This is a genomic window from Pedobacter sp. V48 (assembly GCF_000523515.1).
In the GTDB taxonomy this organism is placed as follows: domain Bacteria; phylum Bacteroidota; class Bacteroidia; order Sphingobacteriales; family Sphingobacteriaceae; genus Pedobacter.
Map to the genome: position 1 here is coordinate 673,684 of NZ_AWRU01000006.1, position 25,338 is coordinate 699,021.

Genomic DNA, 25,338 nt, shown 5'->3' on the forward strand with positions numbered 1-25,338 from the left:
ATTTTAAGAAAATGATACTGTTGGTTTTCCAGGTTTAGGTGTAACTTTGATGTCACTAGATTCAGTAGAAGTAACGACACACCCATTACCATCTCCTGATTTTAATGTTACTCCAGCGGCCGGAGCATAGTTAATGGCAAGCTTAAGTTTATATGTTCCTGTAGTAGTTGTACTTAAGGTAAAAACGTTATCTGCAGCAGTACCAATACCACCTACGCCGGTAACCGGAGTTACAGCAGCTCCGTCTTTTGTTGCTGTCCAGTTATAAGCAAAAGTAATGTCGGTTCCTATCGCTGCATCCAGAGTTGGTATAGTAGCAGTCACTACTGAAGATGAGGTAGCTCCGCCTGCCTCACAATAATTAGCATTTGAAGGTGTCCCGAGGCTTACAGTAGCAGTTGGTAAGACATATAAAGAAAATGGATCAGAAACATCACCGGTACAGGTATTTGGTGCGGCAGATATTACGAATACCTTATAACTGTGAGCGCCAGAACTTAAAGCTCCTGGTGTAGTAAAATTGTCTACAGTTCCTGCGGTAGTTACAGTTATGGTTGTTGCTGTGCCAACCGGTTGATCTGCGGCATCAAATTCTTGCCAAATTACTCGATCTCCCACTGCTAATGCAGCAGTAACCGTTGCATCTGGCTTAAGATTAGCAATAGCTCCGCCACATAGATAAAGAGGGAAATTTACTGCTGCAAAAGTTCCTAATGGTAGTGCAAATAATAAGAATAGAATTGCACCAAGTTTTGTGATTGCTGTTTTCATGATTATTGTTTTTAATGTTTATATTTTTTGTTATTTTCTTGTTTTTACTTACTGCATTACTACATGTGGAGTAAGCGGTTTTGGATTAATTTTAATAGTTGCAGTACCTGTTTGTACATTACTGCATTGAGTTGAACTCGCATCCATTACGCCTAAGAGGTTATAACTAAGAATTCCTTGAACACTAGTTGAAACTTGAATTGTAATAGCATTGTCTCCAGATGCTGTAGTGATCGTCGAACTACTTCCTCCATTGATGTTGTAAGTGAAAGTGTAGGGGCTGGTTCCATTTGATCCAGTAAATGTTATGCTTTGCGTTGCCTCTCCCTGACAGACTGTTGCTGTCCCTGAAATGCTTGCGTTTGGCAGGGGATTCACAGTTATTACTACTGCCGCAGCTGAAGAACATCCTGCATTAGTAACAGTATAGGTGATCGTAGTTTGACCTTGAGCAATTCCTGTTACGACACCACTTGAATTTATTGTCGCCTTTGTATTATCGGTACTGGCCCAAGTTCCACCACTAACAGAATTTGACAAAGAAATCGTTTGATTAACGCATACTGAAGAGTTTCCTGTGATTGTTCCAGGACTTGGCACGGCGTTAATGGTAATACTTTTTGAAGCGTAATTAGTACATCCGGTTGTAGGGTTAGTTACGGTATAAGTTATAATGGCAGAACCTGTCGCCACACCCGTTACTACTCCACTGGTACTTACGCTTGCTTTCGTAAGGTCACTACTTGTCCATGTGCCTCCTGTGGTTGCATTTGATAATAGAATGGTTTGTGATACGCATACATTAGAATTTCCTGTAATATTTCCAACTGAAGGAAGTGGGTTAACCGTTACTGCAACACTTTGATCTGTTGAACAGCCATTTTTGGTATACCTAACCCAGTATGTGGTGGTACCCAATGTAGGGGTAACGGTGGTGGAACTTAGCGCTGTGCCACCCTGTGTTAATGACCAAATATATGTTCCACCGGCAGTGCCATTATTGTCTATTGGATTAAGTGTTACTAGATCTAATGACTGACCGTTATTACATACAGGTTGCGGTGGTATAGTTGCGAGTGAAGGTTGAATGTTAATTGTTACCGTCACTGCGCCTCTACCTATTAATTCACACCCAAATCTTACGGGTTGTATATAAAAAGTATGATTACCAGCGGGATATGAGCTTGTATTAATCGTTGAACCTGCGATTATATTACCTCCAACAGCAGCATCATACCATTTAAATGTTGTACAGTTATCTAGTGGGGTGGGTAATGCTATACTTTCTCCCTTACAAACAGTAATCTTATTATCATTATCGGGAGCAGCACTCAGCTTTGTGGAAGTTATTCGCTGAACTTCATGAATGTTAATGGATGTTAATACGTTTGCAACGCCTCCGTAAAGGATCTCGATCCTGTCATAAGGCTCCGGGGTAGGTGCCAAAACTATCGCGGCTCTAGTATTTCCAGCTAACAGTTTTATACTTAAAAGAGTACTTGTATTATCAAGAGCTGGCCCAACTGGAGCGCTTCCTAAATATCTTTGGATGGAAAAACCTGTAAGGAGGTTTACACCTAATAAAGAGGAACCCGTTGAGGTAATGATTTTTAACGAATCACTAGGCAAACTTGGACTTGAGAAAATAATTTGTTCTCTGGCTTGTGCCACTACGCCAGCTCCACTCAACATCGTGGCATAAGTGTTTAAGTCCCCGTCTACTGATTGCCAGGGATTATTTACTCCCACAGTTACCGTTAAGGCACCTATTCCGAGATCCTTTACTCCATAAACTATATCTTCAACATCTCCTTTGGTACAATCCACAGCAGGCGTTGATGTAGAGTAATAAGCATCAAATACCCTAGCTGTTTGGGATAAGCTTAACAATGACCCTAAAATTACTCTAACTCCATCGTAGCCTTTAGGACCCGTATTATCTGACGGAATTAAGGTAAATTCAAAGGTGTTGTCTCCAGGTAGTAGCTTTAGTAATGAAGTGTTAACTATCTGAGGCGTTCCTATTTCTATAGGATCTAAGACACCGTTCTTTTTTATACCTACTACCGATACATTTGAAGCAAGTGAAAGCAAACCAGAACCAAGTCCAAATTTTATTGTTGCAGGAGTCCCTGCAGCAACTGTATTATTCCAAAATACGTTCTGTGTAACAGTTCCTATTCCTAGTAAACCTACTGCACTTGTTAGGGTAGAATTTGTTTTAGGATCGCCATCTGCGGCAAAAGAATTATCCGAAACGGAGCCTGTAATAACGGAAGACCATGTTGAACTATTTCCATATACTCTTTTAGTTAATGGTGGGCAAGCGCTGGTAGAGTACACTGAAAATGAAACAGTCGAAGAATTACTACAGATGCCATCGTCGGCAATAACTTGGTAAGTATAAGTTCCAGGGGTAGAAAAAGGCCCAAAAGTTGGATTTGGTCCTGTAGATTTTAATGAACCAATGTTATCATACCATTTTATCGTGGATGCAGAGGAAGTGGCCGTAAAGGCTACTGTGCCACTCGTAGTAATTGTTGTTGCAGTTTGTGTTGTACTAAGTGTTGGGAGTGGATTTACTATAACTGTAACAGGCGTTCTCATTGAAAAGAATTGACCTGCATCGGCAGCTTCAACATAGTATGTTGTATTCGCTATTAAATTTGGCGAATAGGTAGTTCCAGTATTTATCAGGTCTCCACCGGTTGCAGCGGTATACCAGTTATAGGTTAAGCCAGCCACCGGGGAGGAGACAGAAAGGTGGGCTTGGCTTCCACTACAAATAGTGGTTCCAGTTATTGTTGGGGCAACGATGTAAAAAGCATAAAAAATATTTGCGGTATTTGTCCCTGCTATTAGAGGAGGGGTTACTGTTGCTCTTACTGCATTATAAGTTTCAGTTGGTCTGATTGTTAAGTATGTGTCTGCGTTAGCATCTGTAACTGTAGATATGGTGGAAGAAGTTGCCGTGTTACCGTTAAAACCAGCATTACTTCCTTTATATGCTTCTATAGTTAAACCACCTCCTAGAAGCGAGCCATTATATGAACACTTTACATATATAGGTGTATTTGGAAGAATGTTTGACGCAAAGATCATTTGATTCCATGCCGGAGGATCTGAGAAAACAAGACTTGAGGCCTTAAGATCCGTAGAATTTGTAAAATTAAGATCCGTAGAATTATTGGGACTCGTTACCCCAACAGTACTATTTCTTGGGATTGTAGCATAAACTCTTTGCCCCTTAACTTCTCCCCTCAAAATCACCAACATCACTGTTAACAGTAATCCTAAAAGTGGAGCATATGAGCGATAAAGTTTCAAAGTTATGAGCGGTAAATTAGTTTAACCTATACTACCTGTGAATAATTTTTAGGACAAAAAAGTTATCTGGATGTATGGTATAGCAAACTTATTACAGTTCTTTCAATGATTTTTGTTCATTATATTCAGTTTTGGTTTCGTTTAGGTTACTATTTAACGGAGAGAAATGGAAGTCAATGAGAGTTTTTAGTTCTTAAATAATTGTAAGACAGTTTGTTTTGAAGAAGTCCTGATTTTGTTCATTTTATTCAATATTCAGGCATAAACAAAGTATTATGCACTTGCATATTCCGTCGAGCAATTTTCTTCCTAAAGTATACTAGGGGGAGTAAATTTTCGTTGAAAAACCGAAATCTGCGTATCAATGTCAATGGGGGACTTTATTACAATTTTTAGAGAATAAAAAGCGATAATCTTTTTCTTAAGTGTCAGTTAATATGACTAGAAAACCGTACGCTTCATTGAGTGTTGGGTGCCTTGATTTTTTATAGGACAAAATTGCCGCAATTTTACAGCAATTTTGACTGTTTAGCTTGAGTGTTATTAAGTCATACTATATGTGACTGAATCTAACTCCGTTGACAATGAGAATTTTGTTTGAATCAAATTTTAACGGTAAGTTTTAAACGTGAAAATCTGTTCGATTAATTGGGATCGATGCTGATGAAATACTTTATTTGCCAGCTTTGGGTTTTTTGCGCTTGTTTATTTGTGGGTTTGTCCCATGGCGGATACACTCTAATTCCTCGTTTTCCTGCCTCCTTGTTGCTTGAAATGATTCCCTGGTCGATAAGAATGGATTTTGGAAAGACAAATAGTCCAAAGTTATGCACAGTTCTTGAGCCGATTACCATGAAATCTATTTCGTCCGTTTCTTCAAAGGGCTGGGTTACGCCTTGCTCATTTCTTCTCCAAATTGCAACAAATTGACCTACTTTTTTAGGGGTAATTTTAGAAACCCTAAATTCAATAGTTTTTCCTGGTAGTTTAAAATTGCGTGCTCCATAGTCTGCATTTTCTCGTGCGCTTAGCTCTCTAAGCTCACTACCATATTTGGCGTATACTTCTTTTTCAGCCTCATAAAAGTCTTCATGAAAAATTTTTGATGTAGTGTGCTCCTCCAAAATAAATTTATTATTCTACAAATTTAAACTTCTATCATGAATAATTGTTGTAGGAGACAAGATGTTATGAACAATACCTAAGTCGTTTTCTATTAGGTTATTAGATTTGTATTGATACAGCTTAGCCTTATGTTTAATAAAGATGCAGGTACGTTCTGTTTTTTAAATGTACCATTTGAGATTAAAGGAGCGGGTGTTTGTTTTTATTTTAGAATACTAACTTAAAACTATAAACATGAATTTAATTGAAATGATAAAGAATGAAATAGGCAGTGATGCGATTTCTTCTTTAAGTCAGAAAGCTGGCGTAACCGAAGATCAGGTTCAAACAGGGCTTTCAGCAGGTATCCCGGCTATTTTAGCGGGCATCCTAAAAAATGGGGCCAGCGGTGATACAGGCTTTCTAGGCAATATCTTATCCGGTGTTACCGGTTCCGGCAGTGACCCTGCAGATTTATTAAATGATGATCGGGATTCTTTATTGGAGAAAGGCAAATCTTTGCTGGGTGGCTTATTTGGTGGCGATACGAAAGCAGTAACGGACGCCGTTTCCTCTTCAAGTGGCTTAAGTGGTGCAAAAACTAAAGGTTTGCTGGCCATGATCGTTCCATTAATAACAGGTTATATTTCTAAGTTAATGGCCAGTAAAGGGTGGAGTATCTCCGATTTATTAGGTAAGATCTTTGAAAGCAAATCAGCTATCACTGCAGCACTACCAGCTGGTTTAAGCGATTCTTTAGGTTTGGCAAGTATTAATATTCCAAAAGTTGATAAACCGAAGGTAAACGCGCCAAAACCAGATATCCCAAATGAGGTAAAATTGCCAAAAACAAACTATGCGGAAATAGAAAGACCTAAATCGGGCGGTAGTTTTTTAAAATGGCTAATACCATTGCTTGTTATTTTGTTAGGGGCATGGTGGATTATGGGTAAATCTGGCTGTAATAAAACAGAATTGACCAATGTTACTGATTCTTTATCGGCTAATGTTGACTCTGCGGGTACGGCAATAGATTCTGCTGCCGATGCAGTGGTATCAACCGTAGCAGGTAAATTAAATGAGGCAGGAGATTTTGTTAAGGATCTGGGCGCTAAAATCAGCAAGAAATTACCAGATGGTACAGAACTTAGCATTGCTGAGAATTCTGTAGAGAATAGCCTGATTTCATTTATTGAGGATAAGAATAAACCAGTTGATAAAACAACCTGGTTTACATTTGATAGGCTGTATTTTGAGACTGGAAAAAGTACGCTAAAAGCGGAATCTCAGGAGCAATTAAAAAATATAGCTGCCATTTTAAAGGCCTATCCAAATGTACGGCTGAAAATGGGTGGTTATACCGATAATACAGGTGATGCTGCTGTAAATCAGAAGATATCTAATGAACGAGCAAATACAGCAATGCAGGCGTTGATTAAACTGGGAATAGATGCCAAACGTTTATCTGCCGAAGGTTATGGTCAGGATCATCCGATAGCGAGCAATGATACTCCGGAAGGCCGGGCTCAAAATCGTCGAATTGATGTGCGTGTAACACAAAAGTAAAATACAATTTGATGCAATAAAAAGACCCGATTGAATTTTCAATCGGGTCTTTTTATTGCTTTCTATTCTTGTTATAAAGATTCTATTGTAGCTTTAATCGTTTTCTCTAAAGCGCGCTGTATTGATTCTTTGTATGCAATGAAATTAGCCTGACGAGTTTCGTCTGAATCGCTCTCTCTAAGAGATCTTTTTCCAGTTTTTACTTCCTGTAATTCATTGTTGTATAGATCACTAAATGTTTCCGGTTCTTTGTTTTTTAGTATCCTTACAGTATGCGAGTACTGCTCGTGAATATCGATTAGAATTGCTAAATTCTTCTCGTCATAAATGCTTATGCCGACTATTTTTGTTGATAGCTTTTCAAGCTTTCCTCTTTCTTTTGCGTAACCCATAATTGTTGCAATATACCAGTTCTGGTTCAGAATTATACTATAGGTGAAAATGTCTATCAAATAGCTGCTCGATCTTTAGTATTGAGATTCGGCCTTTTCTGCCCGGACAAACCTCTTTCTCAAAAAAATGAGGAGCATAATAGTCCAGTTTTTTTATCTCGTTTTTTGTGATCAGATAAAGGTAAATCCCTCCGCCATCGTAAATATAATTTCCAGTTCTATTGCCAAGGCTATCAACACATGCATGGCCATCAACTGAATCGTCGGCTAACTGCCAGGGGGTCTCTCTACCAATGTTTTTCCAAAAATTAAGCAGTTTTTTAGGGCTAAAATAAACAGGTTGGAAATACATATTTACATCAATTGGCACTAAATTAACAGCAATATAATTCCTATGCCGAATTTTTAATCCTATAGAACGTGGAAGTTGGATTCTCTTATCTAATTTGGGCGGGCTTTATAGGTATAGGCTGTTATAGTGTCCGCTTTTTTGCTTAAAATGTAATAGGGTGATAGTTGAACCGAGTAGGGCTCATACTGAAAAATAATTGTGCTGTCGGCATTTGCCTGAAGAAATAATTGTAGTGCATTTGGTTTATCTTCTTTTTGCGCCAGCGTTACAAAATAAATTGAGCTTAGAAGGGCTACGAATAAAAGGGGTCTGAGATTCATTAAATTCATCAATAAAGTTAAAGAAACACATTTTCATGGTAAAAAGGAACTTTTGAGGCATTTACTTGTGAAAGATAATGTCGGCAATTTGACAATTGAATTTCAAGAGTTTAGAATTCTCTTTTTATCTTTGAACCCTAATACTTTACCAATGAAAACCGCTAAATTACTAACCCTCAATATACTGTTGCTCTTTAGTTTGTTAATCACAGCAATAGTGAATCCCATACCTGCATTTGCTCAGGCAGTTGATAAAAGTGATCCTTCACCTTTAAAATTTCCAACTCCAAAAGGAATTGCCAATCAGCTTTTTTATCTGCAGAGAGACCCTAACACCAACACCATCATCTGTGAATTAAATGCGGATAAAAATGGAGAGGTGGACAGAAATGAACCGATTCTTGTGTATTGGATCCGTTATGGAGATGAGGGCGAGAAAAAGGATTTAAGCTACATTCAAAAGAAATTTGCATATGGTATTCAGGCCAAAGAGATTGGGAGAGATCACTATGAACTAAGGTTTGTTTCACATAAAAAGCTGCCGATGTATTTGCTGAAATCTGAGCACGACAAGAAATTCCATGTTTATGTAACGGTTAATAACAAAAAGATTCAGCTCGACAGGATTTTTGTGAGGATTGAAGGCGGTTCATTTTGGCTGCCAAATGTTAAATATGTGGAGCTAAAAGGTGTAAACACCGAAAACAATGCTGCGGTTTTGGAGCGAATAAAAGTTTAGCAAGTTAAACTACTAGTCTAGCTCTTTAAGCTGTATTTTCCTGCTTCCGAGCCATCGTCCTTAAGCATAACCAAATCAAGTGTTTTATTGTCTGCTTTTACTTTAATAAGCGTACGTTTCCCTTCTTGTGGTCCGCCGCCTATGATAACAGGGTAGGGGTGTTCTGCAGATGGTGGCCAAACACCATAGGTATGTGTATGTCCGGAAATTACAATGTCTACTTTGTACTTTTTAAACAATGGTGCAAAGAGTTCTCTGCAATGCATTGGCCCGTGCCAGTCGCCCGAGTGATACAGCGGAATATGCATCATAACCACACGGAACTTTGCTTTTTTATAAGCGCTTGATTTCATGATTTCTTCGAGCCATTTCGCCTGTTCTTTGCGGTAGCCATCAAAATCTACTATTCCGGCATAAACCGGATGATCATCGGGCTTATCCTCGCCAGTATCTAATACGATATTGAAAACCGGTCCCCATTGGTAAGCGAAATACCCTTTGTCGTCTTTAGTAGAAAAATAGTCTTTTAGTTCACGAGAGAATTTTCCTCTGGTTTCGTGATTACCGCGGACGAACATAAATGGCTTTGTACTTGCAAATGCATCTGTAGATGGATTAAGCATGTGGTCTATGATCTGTTGTTCGTCTTTCTGGAAGTCAAAAATATCACCGTTGAAAAATACGTAATCGTGATCTTCGTTGTTTAATTTTAGCAGATGTGGAATTGATGCCGGGCGATCGTGTATATCATTTAGTATAAGCCATGAAACTGTCTCAGGATTTGCTTTTGGTGTGCTAAAGGAGTAGGTTTCACTAGAAATGGTTTCTCCATATTTTAAAGAATAGGGCTGAAAGTCTGTGATTTCTTTAGACAATACACGGTAGCTGTATTTTGTATCTGGTTTAAGGTATTTTAATTTAACAAAGTTTATTCTGTTGTGGGCATCAACCAGACCGTCGGTTACGTTGTGGGCTTTTAGGTTTAGATTATTCCCTTCGCCGTATTCAACCCAGCTGTAACAGAGTTTGTTGGTAACCCACCTTATGGTCATACCATCTGCCGAAGGCAATTGGAGATAGGGCTTTGTTAAAAAGACATGCCCGTCTTCCGGGATGGCGGTAAAGGATTTAAGTACTTCGGCAGAACTGCTTCCTGGTAAAAAGGCCGCTAATGATCCTAGTATTCCTGCCTTTGATACATTGCCCAGAAACTGACGGCGGGGTAATGCATTGATTTCTTTTTCCATAACAAATAGGGTGGTGATGTTTTGATGGCAAGATACTAAATTGGAATATTTCTGTTTTGTAACATACTTATATTTTTTACAGCAAAAAGGTGTATCATAATCATGATACACCTTTTTTGTTTAGGATCTTATTAACTATCTAACAGGCTTGCTGCTGCATCGTCAAGAAACCAGGTTACACTACCATCAACAGGGTTGATTAATTGTGAGGGATACAATTTTGTATTCTTTTTTGGAGCTTCGATAACGTGTTTTACCGCCTGTGCTTTAGTCTCGCCAAAAACAAGGAAAGCAATGTTCTTGGCTTTGTTAATTAACGGTGCAGTAAAGCTGATTCTGTAGGTAGAAAGTTTTTCTACAAATACTGAATCTACTTCTACTTCCTTGTTATCAAGGATTGATGTTCCAGGGAATAACGAAGCAGTATGTGCATCATCGCCCATTCCTAGAAGGATCAGGTCAAAAATGATGTCAGCACCATTAAAATGTGCAGATATCGCTTTGTTATACTCAATTGCCGCCTTTTCAGGAGCAAGGGTAGTATCTACATAAAATATATGATCTCCGGCAATATTTAAAGGATCTAGTATTGCTCTTTTAGCCATTAAGCCGTTATAACTTTCGTGACTAGGCAATACATTACGCTCGTCTCCAAAGAAGAAATATACTTTAGACCAGTCGATTTTATCGCGGTATGTGGTAGCTAGTAATTCGTATAATGCTTTAGGTGAGTTTCCACCGGTTAATACAAAATTAAAGCAATCGTTTTCTGCGATTGACTGATTGGCAATAGTTACTATATAGTCTATCAGATCCTCAAATAATTCGCTTTGAGTTTTATAAATTAATAAATTCATTATTCTTTATTTAGTGGTAATGCAAACCAGTGGAAACCGTCTCTGGCAATCAGCGCTTCGGCGTCTTCTGGTCCCCATGAGTCTGCAGTGTAATTAGGGAAGCTTAAAGATTTCTTGCTTTCCCAGGCATTAACAACCGGCATTAGTAATTCCCATGCAGCTTCTACCTGATCGGCACGCATAAACTGGGTCTGATCGCCTGTCATAACGTCTAATAAAAGGGTTTCATAAGCCTCAGGAGTTTCTGAGCTATAGGTTCCTTTGTAGTCAAATACCATGTCAACAGGGTTCAATACCATGTCTAATCCTGGTCTTTTACCTTGTACCTGCAAACGGATACTCATTTCAGGTTGAATACTGATGATCAATCTGTTCTGTTGCCAGTGCTCAGTTACTCCAGAAGGGAAGATATGGTGCGGTACATCTTTAAACTGAATGGTAATTAACGAAGATGTTTGGAACAAACGTTTTCCGGTACGTACGTAAAAAGGAATTCCCTGCCATCTCCAATTGTCTACAAAAAACTTAATTGCAGCAAAGGTTTCAGTATTCGAATTGGCATCTACGCCGGTCTCATGTCTGTATCCAGGTACTTCTTTTCCTTCTACCCATCCTTTAGTGTACTGACCTCTAACTGTGCTGAAACGAATGTCTTCAGGACTAAACGGACGCATTGCTTTTAATACATCAACCTTTTTGTTTCTGATCTCATCTGCATCAAAGTTTACTGGTGTTTCCATGCCAATTAAGCAAAGTAGTTGAAGCAGGTGATTCTGAATCATGTCTCTTAATGCACCGGCACCTTCGTAATAACCTCCTCTATCGCCCACTCCAAGTTGCTCTGTTACAGAAATTTGAATGTGATCTATATAAGTACGATTCCAAAGTGGCTCCAGAAATGAGTTCGCAAAACGGAAAGCCATTATGTTCTGCACGGTTTCTTTACCCAGGTAATGATCTATACGATAAATCTGTTTCTCAGTAAATATGCCGGTAAGAATACAATTTAGTTCTTTAGCTGTTTCAAGATCTCTTCCAAAAGGCTTTTCGATTACAATGCGGCAGTTGTCTTCGGTTCCTGCTAATGCATAATCTGACAAGCACTTAGCTATAAGTGGAAACAAATTTGGTGCTACGGCAAGGTAGTAGATAACCTGTGTTTTAGGACCAAATTCTTTTTGAAGTTTCTCTATGCTCTTTTTAAGCAAACCAAAGCTTTCAGGAGTCTCTACATCAACAGAATTATAAATAACATTTTCTGCAAATTTGTTCCACTTTTCCTGCTTTACTTTTCCTGATCTTGAGAATTTGTTTACTCCATCCATTAGGTTTTCTCTGAATTTTTCGTCAGTAAGCGGCCTGCGGGCAGTTCCAATGATGGCATACTTTTCAGGCATGTAGCCGTCTGTGTATAAGTTGTAAAGAGCGGGCGCAAGTTTGCGTAAATTTAAGTCACCGGTACCGCCAAAAATTACTACTATGGTTGGGTTAACGTTGAGGCTAGTTTTCATTAGAATGTTATTATATGCAGTGTAGGTTGTGATTTAATTAATTGTTCTCGTTCCAATCGGCATGGAAAATACCTTCTTCATCGATGCGCTCAAAAGTGTGTGCGCCAAAGAAATCTCTCTGTGCCTGGGTTAGATTTAATGGTGATTTATCAGTTCTAAGGGAATCGTAATAAGTGAGGGCTGAGGCGAAGCAAGGAATTGCAATGCCGTTTTTCAATGCTGTTATCACAACATTTCTTGTGCCCGGGATAATTTCTTTTAACTGATTTTGGATGCTCTCATCTGAATATAGATGCGGCAATTCCGGTTGTTTTTTGTAAGCCTGATAAATGTCTTCAAGTAATACCGCGCGGATAATACATCCACCACGCCAGATTTGAGAAATTTCTTTCAGGTTTAGCTCATATTTGAATTCTGCAGAAGCTTGCTCCAGCAAATGAAGTCCCTGAGCGTAAGAGGTAATCATAGCAAAGTAAAGCGCTTGCTCCAATTGTACTTCGAATGCAGCTGCATCTTCAACTTTAATTTGCTGATGTGGTAATGCTTGTGATAGTGCAACACGGAGTTCTTTGAATTTTGACAGATCGCGTGCACTTACTGATTCGTTTATAGTTGGAATAGGTAACTGCAAATCCATAGAAACTTGTGAAGTCCATTTTCCTGTGCCTTTAGATTTTGCCTGATCTTTGATGACATCAATCAGGTAGCCTCCGGTTTTTTTATCTTTAACTTTAAAAATGTCGCGGGTTACTTCCAATAGGAAAGATTTTAACCTGCCATTGTTCCATTTTTCAAATGTGTTGTATATCTGCTCATTGTTATAGCCAAGTACGTTCTTTAAAAGATCGTAAGTTTCCGCAAGAATCTGCATCATTGAATATTCGATACCATTGTGAACCATTTTCACAAAGTGGCCGGAAGCACCTGGGCCGATGTATGCTACGCAAGGATCGCCGTTAACTTTTGCAGAAACAGCCTCGAGAATAGGTTTTACTGCGTTGTAAGCAGCTTTATCTCCGCCTGGCATCATACTTGGTCCGAAACGGGCACCCTCTTCGCCGCCAGATATACCCATTCCAAAGAAGTGGATGCCCTGGTCTGAAAGCTCTATTGCTCGTCTGCTGGTGTCGGTAAAGTGAGAGTTTCCGCTGTCGATGATCATATCACCTTTATCAAGCAAAGGGACAAGTTCCTGAATTACGCTGTCAACAATTTTACCAGCAGGTACTAAAAGCATAATCCTTCTTGGAAGTTCAAGGCTTTGTATAAAATCCTCTAATGATTCAAATCCTTTTAAGTTATGGGCCTTACCATCTTCTTCAAGCTTTTTAAGCATGCGGGCGTCCTTATCATAACCTGTAACCTGAAAGCCATTGTCGGCCATATTAAGCAATAAATTTCGGCCCATGGTTCCGAGGCCGATCATTCCTAAAGTATATTTATTCTTCATTATTTTATTTGTCGTTAGGACGAGTTGTGTAAACGTGATATTTTTCGGCAACTTCCCAAAGTTTAGCACCGCCTTTGATACCGTCTTTGTTAGTTACCAGATGAATGTTATGATCAAGCTCAAAAGTAATGTGCTTGGAATTTCCACCACCTATATATAATGTATCGTAATTGAATACTGTTTTATAGATCTGAATGATCCGTTCTAAACGTTCGTTCCAATCTTTTTTTCCTATTTWRNCARNANCCTTGGTTCCTATGTAATCATCATAGTCCTTTGTTTTTGTTACCGGTAAATGAGCAAGCTCAAAATGGGGGAGTAGTTCGCCATCAAATATCAGTGCAGTACCAAAACCGGTACCTACTGTAAATACGATTTCGAAGCCTATGCCACTTACAATTCCAAGTGCTTGTTGGTCGGCATCATTAATAAGCCTTACAGGTCTGTTAAATAGATTACTTACCTGTTGAGCAAGATTAACATTTGTCCATTTGTTTTTAGCCAGGTTTGGAGCTGTTTCTACTTTACCGCATTTAACATATCCGGGAAAGCCGATTGATATCCTGTCGAAGGTGTCTTCGAGCGATGATACCAATTCTTTAATGGTTTTAATAACTTCTTCCGGTGTTGAGTTTTTTGGGGTAGGAAGTTTTTTGAATTCAGAGAGCAGATCTCCTTTTGAACTTAATATACAGGCTTTAATGCTGGTGCCGCCTATATCTATTGATAAAATGTTGTTTCCGCTTTCTTTTTTTTGCTTAACTGGCATATCTGTTTTGTGTAAGGGGCCTGTTTTTAATATAATTCAAAATAACAAATTTTCATTCATTAAAAAGGACATGTTTATGTATTTATATTTTAATAATTACTACAACGTGATAATTGTAGCTTAGAYRSRAMRMTMTTNSATACTCCTATATATATATACGTATAAAATTAGTGGTTTCATTTGCCTGAGGATGATGGTTATATGAGTTTGCGCAAACGTTTGCTACGATAACGTTGTAGTATGGGTTTATAGGCTAAATAGGGCTTATTTGGCAATCGAATGCACTTATGTTATTTTGTGTAAAAAAAATGATGGAAAAGATTTGGAATTTAAATTTTCTTTCGTATTATTGTTATAGATAATCGATTTAGCACCATAAGTCATTGTCGGGAAACCAAATACTAACCTAATAAGCCAAACTATGAATCAAACTTTTACTAAAAAGCTATGTAGTGAGTTCTCACGGCATAATCACAATTTTTTTCCTGGGCATAACATGCCAATTTTAAATGCTGAAGCTAGGCTGTGCAATCTGTTGGTTGCGGAGATCCCTAGCTAAATCGTTTTAAAAATATTTTAAATTTTTTTACTTGTTGCTGTTCAATCTGCTCGATTGGCAGGCGATCTGGCATACGTGTATCTAAAATTTAATCTATTAGTTTCTATAAAATCAAATTAAAAAAGGTTTTCAATCAGTTAATACTTAATTATCTGTTATGCGCTTTATTGCAAATATAACTTTCCTGGGTTTGTTGTGTTCATCAACATGTTCTTTTGGCAATGCCGCTAGGTCTGCCTGTGTGTCGGATATTTCTTCTTTTAAGATGAGCTTCCAACAACAGACTGATTCTGCTGAAGAGGATTCTGCCAAACTTAAAGTAGACACTACACGCTTCCAGCCTAAGTCCAAGAGGACCGTTTTTTCGGCTTTAGAATCTAAAGGAAATGATGTCGATCCTAAAAAGCTCGCTATTTTTCCTGCGATTACATTACAGCAGTATTTAAAAGGTGAGGCTGCTGGCCTTTATGTTCAGGAATCATCTGGTGAGCCAGGTACCGTTCAGAACATGTTTATCCGCGGAACATCACAACCGCTTGTATCACCTCGTGAACAATTTGCTACGCAACCGCTAGTTGTTCTCGATGGAATACCGTTAGTTGGTGAGCATCCTTTTGCTTACGACATCCAACAATTTAAATTTGACAGAATAGGTCCAGCTACAAATAGCCTTTCCAATATCAACATGGATAATATAGAATCTGTGCAGATATTGAAGGACCTTGGTGCTACATCTGTTTACGGACCAAAAGGAGTTAATGGAGTAATTTTGCTTACGAGCAAAAAGAACTCGACGGTTAGAAAAATAAACTTCGAATCGTATATAGGTTTAGCACAGCCTAGTGCGGTAACTACGATAAATGGTAAGTTCGAGAATGACTTTAGAAGACAATTCTACGATAAGTATACCGCTAATGGTAGTTATTCGGGTGTTGATTCTTACCCACTTTATTTAAGTGACTCACTGAATAATGACTTTTATGGGCCATCTAACTGGAACGACAGCTATTATGGTAACGCGCTTGCTTATTCTGTAAACGCCGGAATTTCGGGGGGTAGTGAGAGAGCTAACTTCCGTTTTGGTGTGGGTACTACTACTAGTGGTGGAGTAGGAGATAATACTGGTGCTGACCGCTATAATACTCGTTTTCAGATTAACATGAGGCCAACCGATTGGATGGCATTTACTGCAATTATTAATGCGAATCGTGTTGACCGTCAGCGAAATAAAAATGTTAGAGATAGGTTATCTCAAGTAAACTACATACCAGATTTAAGTTCGCCAATTGCGCCAAATAACACTAAATATAGTGAATATCTGGCTGAATTTGATAAAGGATTTGACGACAACAGGTCTAATATTGTTGAAGGATTAGTTAGACTAGGTATAGACCTTGGTAAATTTAAATTCAATTCTACTTTTGGATTGGATCATAACGAGGGCTACAGAGACATATTCTTCCCTAGAACTTTATTACAAACGACAAACTATGCCTCAAATTATTACGGATATAGTAGAAGGATATTTTTCGATAATACAGCAACGTATGATCTTAAAATAAATGATGTTCATTCATTTAACTTCGTTGTGGGTTCTTCATTTCAGTATGATACTTATAAGTATAACTATGCTTATGCTTATAAAGGATCAAATGATTTTATAAAACTGAATTTATTACAAAGTGACCCAAACAGAAGTGATTATTTGGAACCTTTTGTATTTAAAAGAGAACTTGTTTGGAAATTTTTGGATAAGACCAGAAACAACCAGATTTCATTTACTGGAAGAGCAAGTTACAACTATAAAGATATTTACACTTTTTCTGCAATGTTACGTGCTGATGGATCATCTAATCAGCAGCCAACTAATCGTTGGTTCTATTCGCCAATCTTCTCAGGAAGTTGGAACATGAAAAAGGACTTTCTGGAAACAAATGATTTTGTTTCAGATTTGAATTTACGCGCAAGTGTAGGGCGTATGGGGAGAGCAGAACAATTTGACAATTATGCTCAAGGGCCTCAGTATACTGCGTTTATTGGTTTTACAGGCAACTTAATTGCGCCTGGTTATAATGGTTTTGGTACTTTAACAAGACCTTATAATGCTGGCGCTATTCCTTACGGTTTAGAATGGGCATATCAAGATCAGCTAAACGTTGGAGTTGATGTTGCATTTCTAAAAAACAGGATCAGAGCTTCGGTTGATGTATATTCGAAAGAAGATAAAAATCAATTGTTAGGTGTACCGGGTGCAGCAGAATATGGATATAACACTATTGTTAGAAACGGAATGTCTATTGCAAACTCGGGTATTGATGCTGCAATTAGTGTTGATATCTTGCCGTCAACAAATAAGGTTTCATGGACTTCTTCACTTAATTTAAATTTCAATAAAAATAAATTAAAAGCATTGCCAGGTGGTTTATCTGAATTGATCATTGGCGACAGACTTTTAAAAGTTGGCGAATCTGTAGACAGCTATTGGTTATTAAAGAACGAAGGTATTTTTAATACAGATGCCGAAGTTCCGGTAGGCGCAAATGGCCAAAAAATGAGCTATAATGCCATCACTTTAAAAGCAGGGGACCCGATCTGGAAAGACCTTAATGGGGATAACATGATCAATAATAGCGACAGAACCTTATCTGGTCACGCCCTTCCGCTTGTTTCCGGAGGCTTTAATAATGATTTCGGTTATGGTAATTGGACGCTTAGTGTAAATATGTATTTCAATTTAGGAAGAGATCTAATAAATCAGGAAATGGCCAATCGTTTCGATTTTGTGAATCGTGAAGGTTTAAATAACATCAATTCTGTTAGAGAGATTACTTACTGGGAGAAAAGAGGAGATTATTCGAAATATCCTTTGTATAACCCATGGAGTTCGTCGGCCCCTTATCAGGTAAATCAGGATTTATTCCTTGAGGATGGTTCATTTTTAAAGTTAAGAACATTGTCTTTAGGTTATGACTTAACCAAAATGATGAAAAAGAAAATGCCAAAACTTGAAAGGTTTTATGTTTATGGTAGCGTGTATAATGTTTTCACCCTTACTAAATATACAGGACAAGATCCGGAACTCGTAAGCTATACAGGTTACGATACAGGATATGGAATGCAAATTCCCAGAACGTATATGCTAGGTGTAAAAATGGATTTTTAATTAATATCACACATAGACAAATAATATTAAGTACCATTTAAAATAGACGAAATGAAAAAAATAGTTTTGCTGAGTCTTATCTTTTTTGCCCTGGTAACAGGTGGCTGTAAAAAAGCATTAGATATAAACTCAACCCGTGTGGTAAATGAAGAGAATTCCTGGAATACCATGGAAGATTCCAGAGCTAAATTGCTCGGGGTATATGGGTTGACCAGAGCGGCATTAGCAGATAACAATGGCCATTGGATATATGGAGATGTGCGTATGGGGAATTTTGATAGTCCATTACGTCAGGATCTAAAGGCAATTATAAAAAATGACCTGAAAGCATCTTATCCTGTTGTTCAGGAGCTTTCAAACTGGAGAAGGTTCTATGCTATTGTTAATGCTGCGAACATTTTTCTTGAACGTATCAATGAAGTAAAGGCAAAAGATCCTAGATATACCGATAATAACATGACTGTAGATGTAGCGCAAATAAGATTTTTGCGTGCTTTTGCATACTTCTATATGGTAAGGATCTGGGGGGATGTACCTTTCATTACTTCATCTCGCGATGGAAAATTTGAAAACGTTAAAAGGGCGGATAAAAATGCAATTTTGGAATTTGTTCAGGCTGAGATGGTAGCAGCGGCAGAAGTATTGCCTTATAGGTATAGTGTAAACGATATTCAGCAGCCAGGTCAGTATTACAACGAGAGCGAAGGAAGATGGAACGGAACATTAGTTAGAAAATTAAGTGCTTACGCAGTTGCTGCTCAGGTGGCCGCGTGGCAAGGGAAATATGCTGATGTAACTGTATATACCAAAATTGTGCTTGATAATTATTCTAGAGCAGCCATGGCTTATAGCCCAACTGATTATCTGGCAGGACGTAGGGGGCTTTTCTTTGATAAAAACAATAACCAACTGTTTGCATTTGGATTTATTTTCGGCCATCAGGATGCCACATTTGTAGGTAATATCGAATCCTTAACACTTGCTGAGCCAATTGTAAATAAAAACTTGCCAGACATCTTTGTGCCAAAAGATTCTATTTTATCCATATTTAAAGAGGCTAATGATGGTAGGTTTAACATCGATAGTACTGGTATTGTGCATTCGCAACTTTACTTCACAAATTTCCTTGGTAAGTATCCAATCTTTAGTAAAATTAAATGTATGCAGGATGGATCATCTGACCCAACTTTCAGAATCTTTTCGAGTGCTATACTTTTTACAAGATTAGAGGATGTGACTTTATTAAGAGCTGAGGCCCTTGCTGTATTGGGAGAAAGACAAGGAGCGATTGATGCGCTTAATATTGTAAGAACATTCAGATATAATGTAGATAATGTTGGCGCGACAAATAGTTCTTACATCCCTTATTCACCAGAGCGAAGTGGAAATCTTATCGATGCGATTTTCAATGAACGAAATAAAGAATTCATGGGCGAAGGCTACAGATGGTATGATTTAGTGAGGTACCATAAAATTGTACAACGAGATGCGAAGTTTGTACAGCTCATTAATTCAGGTGGAATTTATTGGCCTATAGCACAATCTCTTATCGATCAGAATCCGGAATTGGTGCAAAACTCTTATTGGAAATAACTAAACATTAATAGATATGAAAAAATCAAATTTATATAGTAGATATTTATTAGCATTCTTGTTTAGTGCCATGATATTTCAGATTGGCTGTAAGAAAGAAAAGGGCTATTACTCTACCCCAAATATTAATTCGGGTACCTCATTAAATATTTATGATTACCTGAAAAGTAAACCAGGGGTTTACGATTCCTTGTTGCTTGTAATAGATAAGCTCAAAATGAAAGAGACACTTACCGATAGTAGTGTTTCGATATTTGCCGTTTCTAATGCAAGTTTTCAGATCGCAATTCAAAACTTAAATAATGCTAGAAGAGCGAATGACAAGAAAGCAATATTCCTTGCTGAATTGGCTTCAGGATTTGCCCCTGCTTTAGCTGACCGTGAGAAAGCTAAGAATGACAGTGCCCACCTGGACACTATGGTATCCAGATATATCATAAAAGGTCTCTTTAAATCAACAGATTTTTCTCTGGGTGATGGTCGTGAGCTTTTTAGTGTTCGTGGAAATTATCCAATGCATGGGAAACGTCAATATGCCGATGCTCAGGGTATGCAAAATGGTGGGCCAGAGGTTATTGAATTTGCAAATACCAAAAGAAGCGTGTTTACTCCAAATTGGGCGTTTGCTTATACGAGTTCAGTAAATATCCAGGCAAAAAATGGTATCATACACTTGATACAGCCAGATCATGTTTTTGGATTCGACGAATTTGTGAGACGATTGACATTTGTACCGCCACCAACAAACTTGTTTAAAACGGTTACCGGTACAATGGAGGTTAAATTTAACAATCCTGACTATAAGGATGGAACGGTAAATCCAGGAGAGAAATTTATTAAATTGTTTGATGACAACGTGTTAACTAAGTTCATTACTCACTTTAACGTTCAGAATGTTAAACCGGTTTACTTCATTTGGCACCCTAGCTTACCTGTAGTATCCAATGTTTACACATTGACATCTGCAAATGACTCAAAAGAATATTCTCGTAATCCGAAGAGCTGGAGAGTTGAAGGATCTCAAAATGGAACAGACTGGACGGTATTAGATACCAGACAGGATATGGTGTTTGAATCTAACTTCCAGAATAAAATTTATGATTTTAATAATGAGATTGCCTGGCAGCACTACCGTATCGTATTCTTGAGTAATACCGGCGATGATTTATTTCAGTTGTCTGAATGGACTATGAACTTTAGGACAGTTTACAAATGATAAAGACAGATAAATTTAAAATAACAAATGTTATGTACAACATATTAAAATATAAGATAGTTCCATTTTTGACCTTGATAGTTGTTTTTTCAGGATGCAGGAAGATTTTTGATCTGCCCGAGGAAAAGGATTACCTGAGTACTAAAATGACATATTTTACAAAGGATTTTACTCCTGTTCTAGGTCGGTTATTTATGTATCAAGGTATTTTTAATCCGGATAACTCTTCATTTCCTATGACCTTTGAAATTATAAATGCAAGGTTTGGTGACGGAAGGTCAGCTGATGATATGCTGGCCAAGAAACCAGTACTGGTGTGGACCCAGGAATATACAGGAAATGAAAAGAGTCTTGCAGAAATAGAAGCAAAAAGGAAGATTGAAGAACGTCCGATGGTTGAAGTGAGGCCTTCAGGTGATATCGTTTTTTGGCCTTCATGTACTAGTGAGACCTTTAAGCCGAGAGATTCTGTTATTTATCCGCAAGACATCAGGTATTTTGATGTAAAGGTCAAAAACTCGGGAGGTACCCGAATTATTAAAGACCTGTCGATCATCCCATCTATAGAAATTCCATATTACCCTGCTGAAGATATCAACAGATTTAACGGTTTGCCAAATACCTCTACACCAAACGGAACGAATCTGGTTCATAATTATCCCGTAGTATTTGGAATGATTGGTGAAGGCACCAATGCACCTCTTGAGGCAAATGGTGGAGGAACAAGAGGAGTGGTATATACCTACATCAGAAAAGTGCCGAACGGTACAGGAAATTCATTAAGGTTTAAGTTTTTAAATAAGGATTCAGTAGCAATAAACCCTGCCAAGTTTAATGAAACTAAATGGGATCAGCTCGTTCATGGTTTCAATATGGAAAAAACAGGTGAGTATGTGAAATTCGATGTAGCATATCCTATACCTGTGGCCAGGATTCCTACGCGATTTACCTCCGGAGGTGTTACAAATACAAACGGGGGTACTACAGCCCATGTTGAATTTGTTTATTCACGCAAAGGATTTGGTGGCGCAAGGGAACAGGGTGTGATTTCACAAGAGTTTGCCATTTATGAAAAGGGCGACTGGGAGATTGTGTTTCACTTTAAAACAGTGAATCCAAAATTTGAAGATGAATAGAAATGTTAATGATAAAAATTAATACAATGAGAAAACAAATAATTTTGCTATCGATTTTTTTCAGCTGCATTTTTCTATGCAAGGATTTGGTGGCGCAAACAAAAAAGGTAACTGTTAGTGGTACTGTAAAGGATGGCGGAACTAATGATACCATGGTAGGGGTTAGTGTTGCCAGTGGTAAGCCACTTAAAGTACTTACTCAAACTGATGCTAAAGGTCATTATTCAGTATCTGTGGACGATGGTGCAACTTTAGTATTTACATATGTAAGTTATAGTCAAAAAACTGTTAAATTAAATCCGGGACAAACTACATTGAATGTGTCTCTGAAGGAAGACAATAAAACGATGGAGGAGGTAGTAATCCGTGGCTATCAAAAGAGAACGAGAGAGCAAACTACCGGATCATCGTTTATAGTTTCCGGTAAAGAAGTTCAGGATGTTCCGGTATCAAACGTAGAGCAATTGTTACAAGGTAAAGTAGCCGGTTTAAATATCCAGCTAAACACCGGTGCTCCAGGTTTACGTGGTACAGTTAATATTCGTGGTTTATCAACAATTAGTACTACTGGTGCTGGTAACGAAACTTTCCTTCAGCCAACCTCGCCTCTATATGTTATTGATGGGGTTCCAATGGATGCTGATAAAGCTTCAGAATTTGGATTCCAGCAACAAGGTCCGGGTGTAAGTCCGATATCCTTAATACCACAAGAGGATATCGCAAGTATTGAGGTGTTGAAAGATGCAACAGCAACGGCCTTATATGGTTCAAGAGGAGCTTACGGTGTAATTTTAATACAAACCGTACGTGGTAATTCTGAAATCCCACGTATCCGTTACACTGGTAACTTTTATATGAATGCAATCCCTAAGCTTCGTAGTATTTTGGGGGGTAGCAACGAACGTGATTTGAAATTATATCAGATTAATACCTATGGCAGGTTTGATGACAGGTATAAGATATCCAATACACCATTCTTAACTGACAGTTTGAATCCTTATTATAACAATTCAACAGATTGGCAAGGCGTTTTTTATCAAAACACTTATAACCAAACACATAATGTTCAATTGGATGGGGGGGATACTAAGTTCAGTTACAAAACCAACTTAAGCTATTATTCAGATAAGGGTATTATTAAAAATACTGGTTTTGACAGATACAGTTTGAATATGAACATGGATTATAAGCCTACTACAAGAATTAGTTTTTTTGGATCCATCAGAGGAAATGTTGGTAAAATTAAAAAAGCAAATGGGGTAGGGTTATTGCAAACGGGTGTCGCGGCAGATGGACAAAAATCATCGCTACTGCCCGGCCCTTCTTTCTTCCAGGCCACAAGTAGTGTCTTATCCGCTTTGCAAACAAATACTGATGCAGGTCCTAAAAATTTAAATACGTATATTGAAGGACGTTATGAGCTGATTCCGGGATTGAATATAACTTCTGCAGCTAGTTATGATTATAACGTAGATACGGAGGACACTTTTACACCTGCCGCTGCCAATAATCAGTTTGCAAAGATTTTCTCTCTTTATGGCTATACGTCGCAATTGTATAATCGAAATAACGCGTCGTACACCAGATCTTTCAATGAAAAGCATAACCTTTTTATTAACCTTTTCAGCGAAATGTATGTTAAGAAAGGACAGTCCAGTATTACGAGGTTAGAAAGGTCTCCAAATGATCAATTCCAGGGACCATTAGGTTACGATGGTTACTACTCAAGAGGTGGTGGTATTTTAACTACGTTCTATGATCAGAATCAGATTTCATTTGCGGCTGCTTTTACATATGATTTCGAGAAGAAATATATCCTGGACCTTACCTACCGTATTGATGGTACTTCTAATAACGGAAATAAAGATCCTTATTCTAAAAACCCTTCAATTGGTTTGAAATGGAATTTTAACAAAGAAAACTGGCTTAAAGACCTTAAATGGTTAAGTTATGGTGACATTAGGGTAACTGCTGGTAAAAATATCTTCCCGGTTGGAACTTTGGTGGATATTTATGGAAAATATACTCCAAAAGGTTTCTATAACAATAACCCTCGTGTGGGAATTGATTATGAATTTGTTCCTAATCCATTACTTAGACCAAAAAATGTTACTCAATTTAACCTTGGTTTCGACTTGGGCTTATTTAACGGAAAACTGGATGTTATTTTTGATACCTATTATAAAAAAGTGGATAATGAGTTGTTTACCAGCTTCCTGTCTAATACACTTGCGTTTCAAAAATATACCAGTAATGATGCGGCGCTTGCGAATTATGGATATGAGTTGTCTTTCAGTAGCAGACCTTTATCTAAGGACAGTAAATTTAACTGGACGGTATCTGTAAACGGGGCCTGGAACAATGACGTATTAACCAAACTTCCTGATGAATATAACGGTCAGTTTATTGAATTTGATATCTACACGCCATATGAGCAGCATTTAGCAAAAAGAGTTGGTAGAAATTCACTGGCAAATTATTTATTTGTAAATCAGGGCGTGTATGACTCAACCAACGATGTTCCAATTGATCCAATTACTGGTTTAAGATATAGAAATAACAGTTCAACAAATTTTCTAAACTCTTTCCAGGGTGGTGACGCTCGTTTCCTTGATGCTAATGGTGATTACATTTTAGACTCAAGAGATTTGCAGGTTGTTGGTAATACCCAGCCGGTGTTAACAGGTGGTTTGTCTAATACTTTGAGTTATACGATGCCATCAGGCTCTTCGCTTTCTCTTAATATCTATGCTACTTATACTGCCAAACGTTCTATCTTGAATAATGCACTGGCTGATCGATTAAGACTACTTGATAACCCTTTTGGATATGGGAAGTTAAATAATGTTGACAATGTTCTTGGGGCAAATCCTTTAGCCGTGGTTCCTGTTAATGATTTGAACATGTGGACAGGACCTGGTTCAACAAATGCGAAATTTGCGAATGCCTATGATTATGCACATAACGCTTATGTAAACAACTACAGATATGCGCAAACACTTTGGATGGAAACAGGTAGCTATTTCAAAATTAATCAGATTACACTTTCGTATTCCTTTGCAAAGAAAATGGCTAGACGTATTGGTTTAAACAACATACGTACTTTCCTATCAGCTAGTAATATCATTACATTCTCTCCTTATTCAGGTCCGAATCCTGAGGGAGTTACGGCAATTGGTAGAGATGGTTCAGGTGGTTATCCGGTACCTCGTGTATACAATCTTGGTTTTAACGTAGAATTTTAATTGAAGTCACAAAACTAATAG

General features: G+C 38.0%; 17 protein-coding genes and 1 pseudogene. 7 read left to right on the forward strand and 11 right to left on the reverse strand.

Annotation, left to right across the window (positions count from 1 at the left end):
* Positions 1-3: 3 nt before the first annotated feature.
* The 3 genes from N824_RS08115 to N824_RS08125 all read right to left on the reverse strand — a co-directional run bounded on the left by N824_RS08115 (position 4) and on the right by N824_RS08125 (position 5,222).
* The gene (locus N824_RS08115) at positions 4-771 is read right to left on the reverse strand and encodes a hypothetical protein (RefSeq protein WP_048904598.1); all 768 of its coding nucleotides are present in this window, start codon (positions 769-771) and stop codon (positions 4-6) included.
* A gap of 48 nt (positions 772-819) precedes the next feature.
* Entirely contained in the window at positions 820-4,098 is a 3,279-nt protein-coding gene (locus N824_RS08120) for an Ig-like domain-containing protein (RefSeq protein WP_152542023.1), read from the reverse strand.
* A gap of 644 nt (positions 4,099-4,742) precedes the next feature.
* Positions 4,743-5,222, reverse strand: coding sequence for a MepB family protein (locus N824_RS08125; RefSeq protein ID WP_235207027.1), 480 nt, complete (start codon positions 5,220-5,222; stop codon positions 4,743-4,745).
* Between the two features lie 235 nt (positions 5,223-5,457).
* On the opposite strand from N824_RS08125, the gene N824_RS27865 reads away from it, so the two are divergent.
* Positions 5,458-6,768: an OmpA family protein gene (locus tag N824_RS27865; RefSeq protein ID WP_052334078.1), complete on the forward strand. Its 1,311-nt coding sequence runs from the start codon at positions 5,458-5,460 to the stop codon at positions 6,766-6,768.
* Positions 6,769-6,839: 71 nt separating this feature from the next.
* Here N824_RS27865 and N824_RS08135 read toward each other — a convergent pair whose 3' ends face one another.
* From N824_RS08135 to N824_RS08145, 3 genes are all read right to left on the reverse strand, one after another.
* Entirely contained in the window at positions 6,840-7,160 is a 321-nt protein-coding gene (locus N824_RS08135; protein WP_048904601.1) for a hypothetical protein, read from the reverse strand.
* A gap of 37 nt (positions 7,161-7,197) precedes the next feature.
* Positions 7,198-7,512: a hypothetical protein gene (locus N824_RS08140; RefSeq protein ID WP_048904602.1), complete on the reverse strand. Its 315-nt coding sequence runs from the start codon at positions 7,510-7,512 to the stop codon at positions 7,198-7,200.
* A gap of 89 nt (positions 7,513-7,601) precedes the next feature.
* Positions 7,602-7,832, reverse strand: coding sequence for a hypothetical protein (locus N824_RS08145; RefSeq protein ID WP_152542025.1), 231 nt, complete (start codon positions 7,830-7,832; stop codon positions 7,602-7,604).
* A gap of 151 nt (positions 7,833-7,983) precedes the next feature.
* Between N824_RS08145 and N824_RS08150 the strand changes: the two genes are divergently transcribed.
* Positions 7,984-8,571 carry a DUF4833 domain-containing protein gene (locus tag N824_RS08150; protein ID WP_048904604.1) on the forward strand — a complete coding sequence of 196 codons (588 nt, stop codon included), beginning with the start codon at positions 7,984-7,986 and terminating at the stop codon, positions 8,569-8,571.
* 17 nt (positions 8,572-8,588) lie between these two features.
* Here N824_RS08150 and N824_RS08155 read toward each other — a convergent pair whose 3' ends face one another.
* The 5 genes and pseudogenes from N824_RS08155 to N824_RS08175 form a co-directional block, all read right to left on the reverse strand.
* Entirely contained in the window at positions 8,589-9,818 is a 1,230-nt protein-coding gene (locus tag N824_RS08155; RefSeq protein ID WP_048904605.1) for a metallophosphoesterase family protein, read from the reverse strand.
* A gap of 131 nt (positions 9,819-9,949) precedes the next feature.
* On the reverse strand, positions 9,950-10,675 hold the full coding sequence (gene pgl / locus N824_RS08160) for a 6-phosphogluconolactonase (RefSeq protein ID WP_048904606.1): 726 nt from the start codon (positions 10,673-10,675) through the stop codon (positions 9,950-9,952).
* Positions 10,675-12,186 carry a glucose-6-phosphate dehydrogenase gene (gene zwf / locus N824_RS08165; protein WP_048904607.1) on the reverse strand — a complete coding sequence of 504 codons (1,512 nt, stop codon included), beginning with the start codon at positions 12,184-12,186 and terminating at the stop codon, positions 10,675-10,677. The genes pgl and zwf overlap by 1 nt, the downstream gene beginning before the upstream one ends.
* 37 nt (positions 12,187-12,223) lie before the next feature.
* On the reverse strand, positions 12,224-13,636 hold the full coding sequence (gene gndA / locus N824_RS08170; RefSeq protein WP_048904608.1) for an NADP-dependent phosphogluconate dehydrogenase: 1,413 nt from the start codon (positions 13,634-13,636) through the stop codon (positions 12,224-12,226).
* 4 nt (positions 13,637-13,640) lie between these two features.
* Positions 13,641-14,405 (reverse strand): annotated as a pseudogene (locus N824_RS08175) (ROK family protein).
* Between the two features lie 824 nt (positions 14,406-15,229).
* Here N824_RS08175 and N824_RS08180 point away from each other — a divergent pair.
* Genes N824_RS08180 through N824_RS08200 form a run of 5 tightly spaced genes read left to right on the forward strand, consistent with a single transcriptional unit; the run spans position 15,230 to position 25,317 of the window.
* Entirely contained in the window at positions 15,230-18,127 is a 2,898-nt protein-coding gene (locus N824_RS08180) for a SusC/RagA family TonB-linked outer membrane protein (protein ID WP_152542027.1), read from the forward strand.
* A gap of 51 nt (positions 18,128-18,178) precedes the next feature.
* Positions 18,179-19,720: a RagB/SusD family nutrient uptake outer membrane protein gene (locus N824_RS08185; RefSeq protein ID WP_048904610.1), complete on the forward strand. Its 1,542-nt coding sequence runs from the start codon at positions 18,179-18,181 to the stop codon at positions 19,718-19,720.
* A gap of 16 nt (positions 19,721-19,736) precedes the next feature.
* Positions 19,737-20,936 carry a hypothetical protein gene (locus N824_RS08190; RefSeq protein WP_152542029.1) on the forward strand — a complete coding sequence of 400 codons (1,200 nt, stop codon included), beginning with the start codon at positions 19,737-19,739 and terminating at the stop codon, positions 20,934-20,936.
* 32 nt (positions 20,937-20,968) lie between these two features.
* Positions 20,969-22,072 (forward strand): DUF5007 domain-containing protein, encoded by a 1,104-nt coding sequence (locus tag N824_RS08195; RefSeq protein WP_048904747.1) that lies wholly within the window; start codon positions 20,969-20,971, stop codon positions 22,070-22,072.
* 26 nt (positions 22,073-22,098) lie between these two features.
* Positions 22,099-25,317: a SusC/RagA family TonB-linked outer membrane protein gene (locus tag N824_RS08200; protein WP_048904748.1), complete on the forward strand. Its 3,219-nt coding sequence runs from the start codon at positions 22,099-22,101 to the stop codon at positions 25,315-25,317.
* Positions 25,318-25,338 lie beyond the last annotated feature (21 nt).

What these genes read in the sequence shown, in the direction of transcription:
- N824_RS08155 (WP_048904605.1), bottom strand. Translation starts at nt 9,818, where the DNA reads ATGGAAAAAGAAATCAATGCATTACCCCGCCGTCAGTTTCTGGGCAAT.
- N824_RS08200 (WP_048904748.1), top strand. Translation starts at nt 22,099, where the DNA reads ATGAGAAAACAAATAATTTTGCTATCGATTTTTTTCAGCTGCATTTTT.
- N824_RS08140 (WP_048904602.1), bottom strand. Translation starts at nt 7,512, where the DNA reads ATGTATTTCCAACCTGTTTATTTTAGCCCTAAAAAACTGCTTAATTTT.
- N824_RS08115 (WP_048904598.1), bottom strand. Translation starts at nt 771, where the DNA reads ATGAAAACAGCAATCACAAAACTTGGTGCAATTCTATTCTTATTATTT.
- N824_RS08185 (WP_048904610.1), top strand. Translation starts at nt 18,179, where the DNA reads ATGAAAAAAATAGTTTTGCTGAGTCTTATCTTTTTTGCCCTGGTAACA.
- N824_RS27865 (WP_052334078.1), top strand. Translation starts at nt 5,458, where the DNA reads ATGAATTTAATTGAAATGATAAAGAATGAAATAGGCAGTGATGCGATT.
- N824_RS08145 (WP_152542025.1), bottom strand. Translation starts at nt 7,832, where the DNA reads ATGAATCTCAGACCCCTTTTATTCGTAGCCCTTCTAAGCTCAATTTAT.
- N824_RS08180 (WP_152542027.1), top strand. Translation starts at nt 15,230, where the DNA reads ATGAGCTTCCAACAACAGACTGATTCTGCTGAAGAGGATTCTGCCAAA.
- N824_RS08190 (WP_152542029.1), top strand. Translation starts at nt 19,737, where the DNA reads ATGAAAAAATCAAATTTATATAGTAGATATTTATTAGCATTCTTGTTT.
- gndA (WP_048904608.1), bottom strand. Translation starts at nt 13,636, where the DNA reads ATGAAGAATAAATATACTTTAGGAATGATCGGCCTCGGAACCATGGGC.
- N824_RS08195 (WP_048904747.1), top strand. Translation starts at nt 20,969, where the DNA reads ATGTACAACATATTAAAATATAAGATAGTTCCATTTTTGACCTTGATA.
- N824_RS08135 (WP_048904601.1), bottom strand. Translation starts at nt 7,160, where the DNA reads ATGGGTTACGCAAAAGAAAGAGGAAAGCTTGAAAAGCTATCAACAAAA.
- pgl (WP_048904606.1), bottom strand. Translation starts at nt 10,675, where the DNA reads ATGAATTTATTAATTTATAAAACTCAAAGCGAATTATTTGAGGATCTG.
- zwf (WP_048904607.1), bottom strand. Translation starts at nt 12,186, where the DNA reads ATGAAAACTAGCCTCAACGTTAACCCAACCATAGTAGTAATTTTTGGC.
- N824_RS08150 (WP_048904604.1), top strand. Translation starts at nt 7,984, where the DNA reads ATGAAAACCGCTAAATTACTAACCCTCAATATACTGTTGCTCTTTAGT.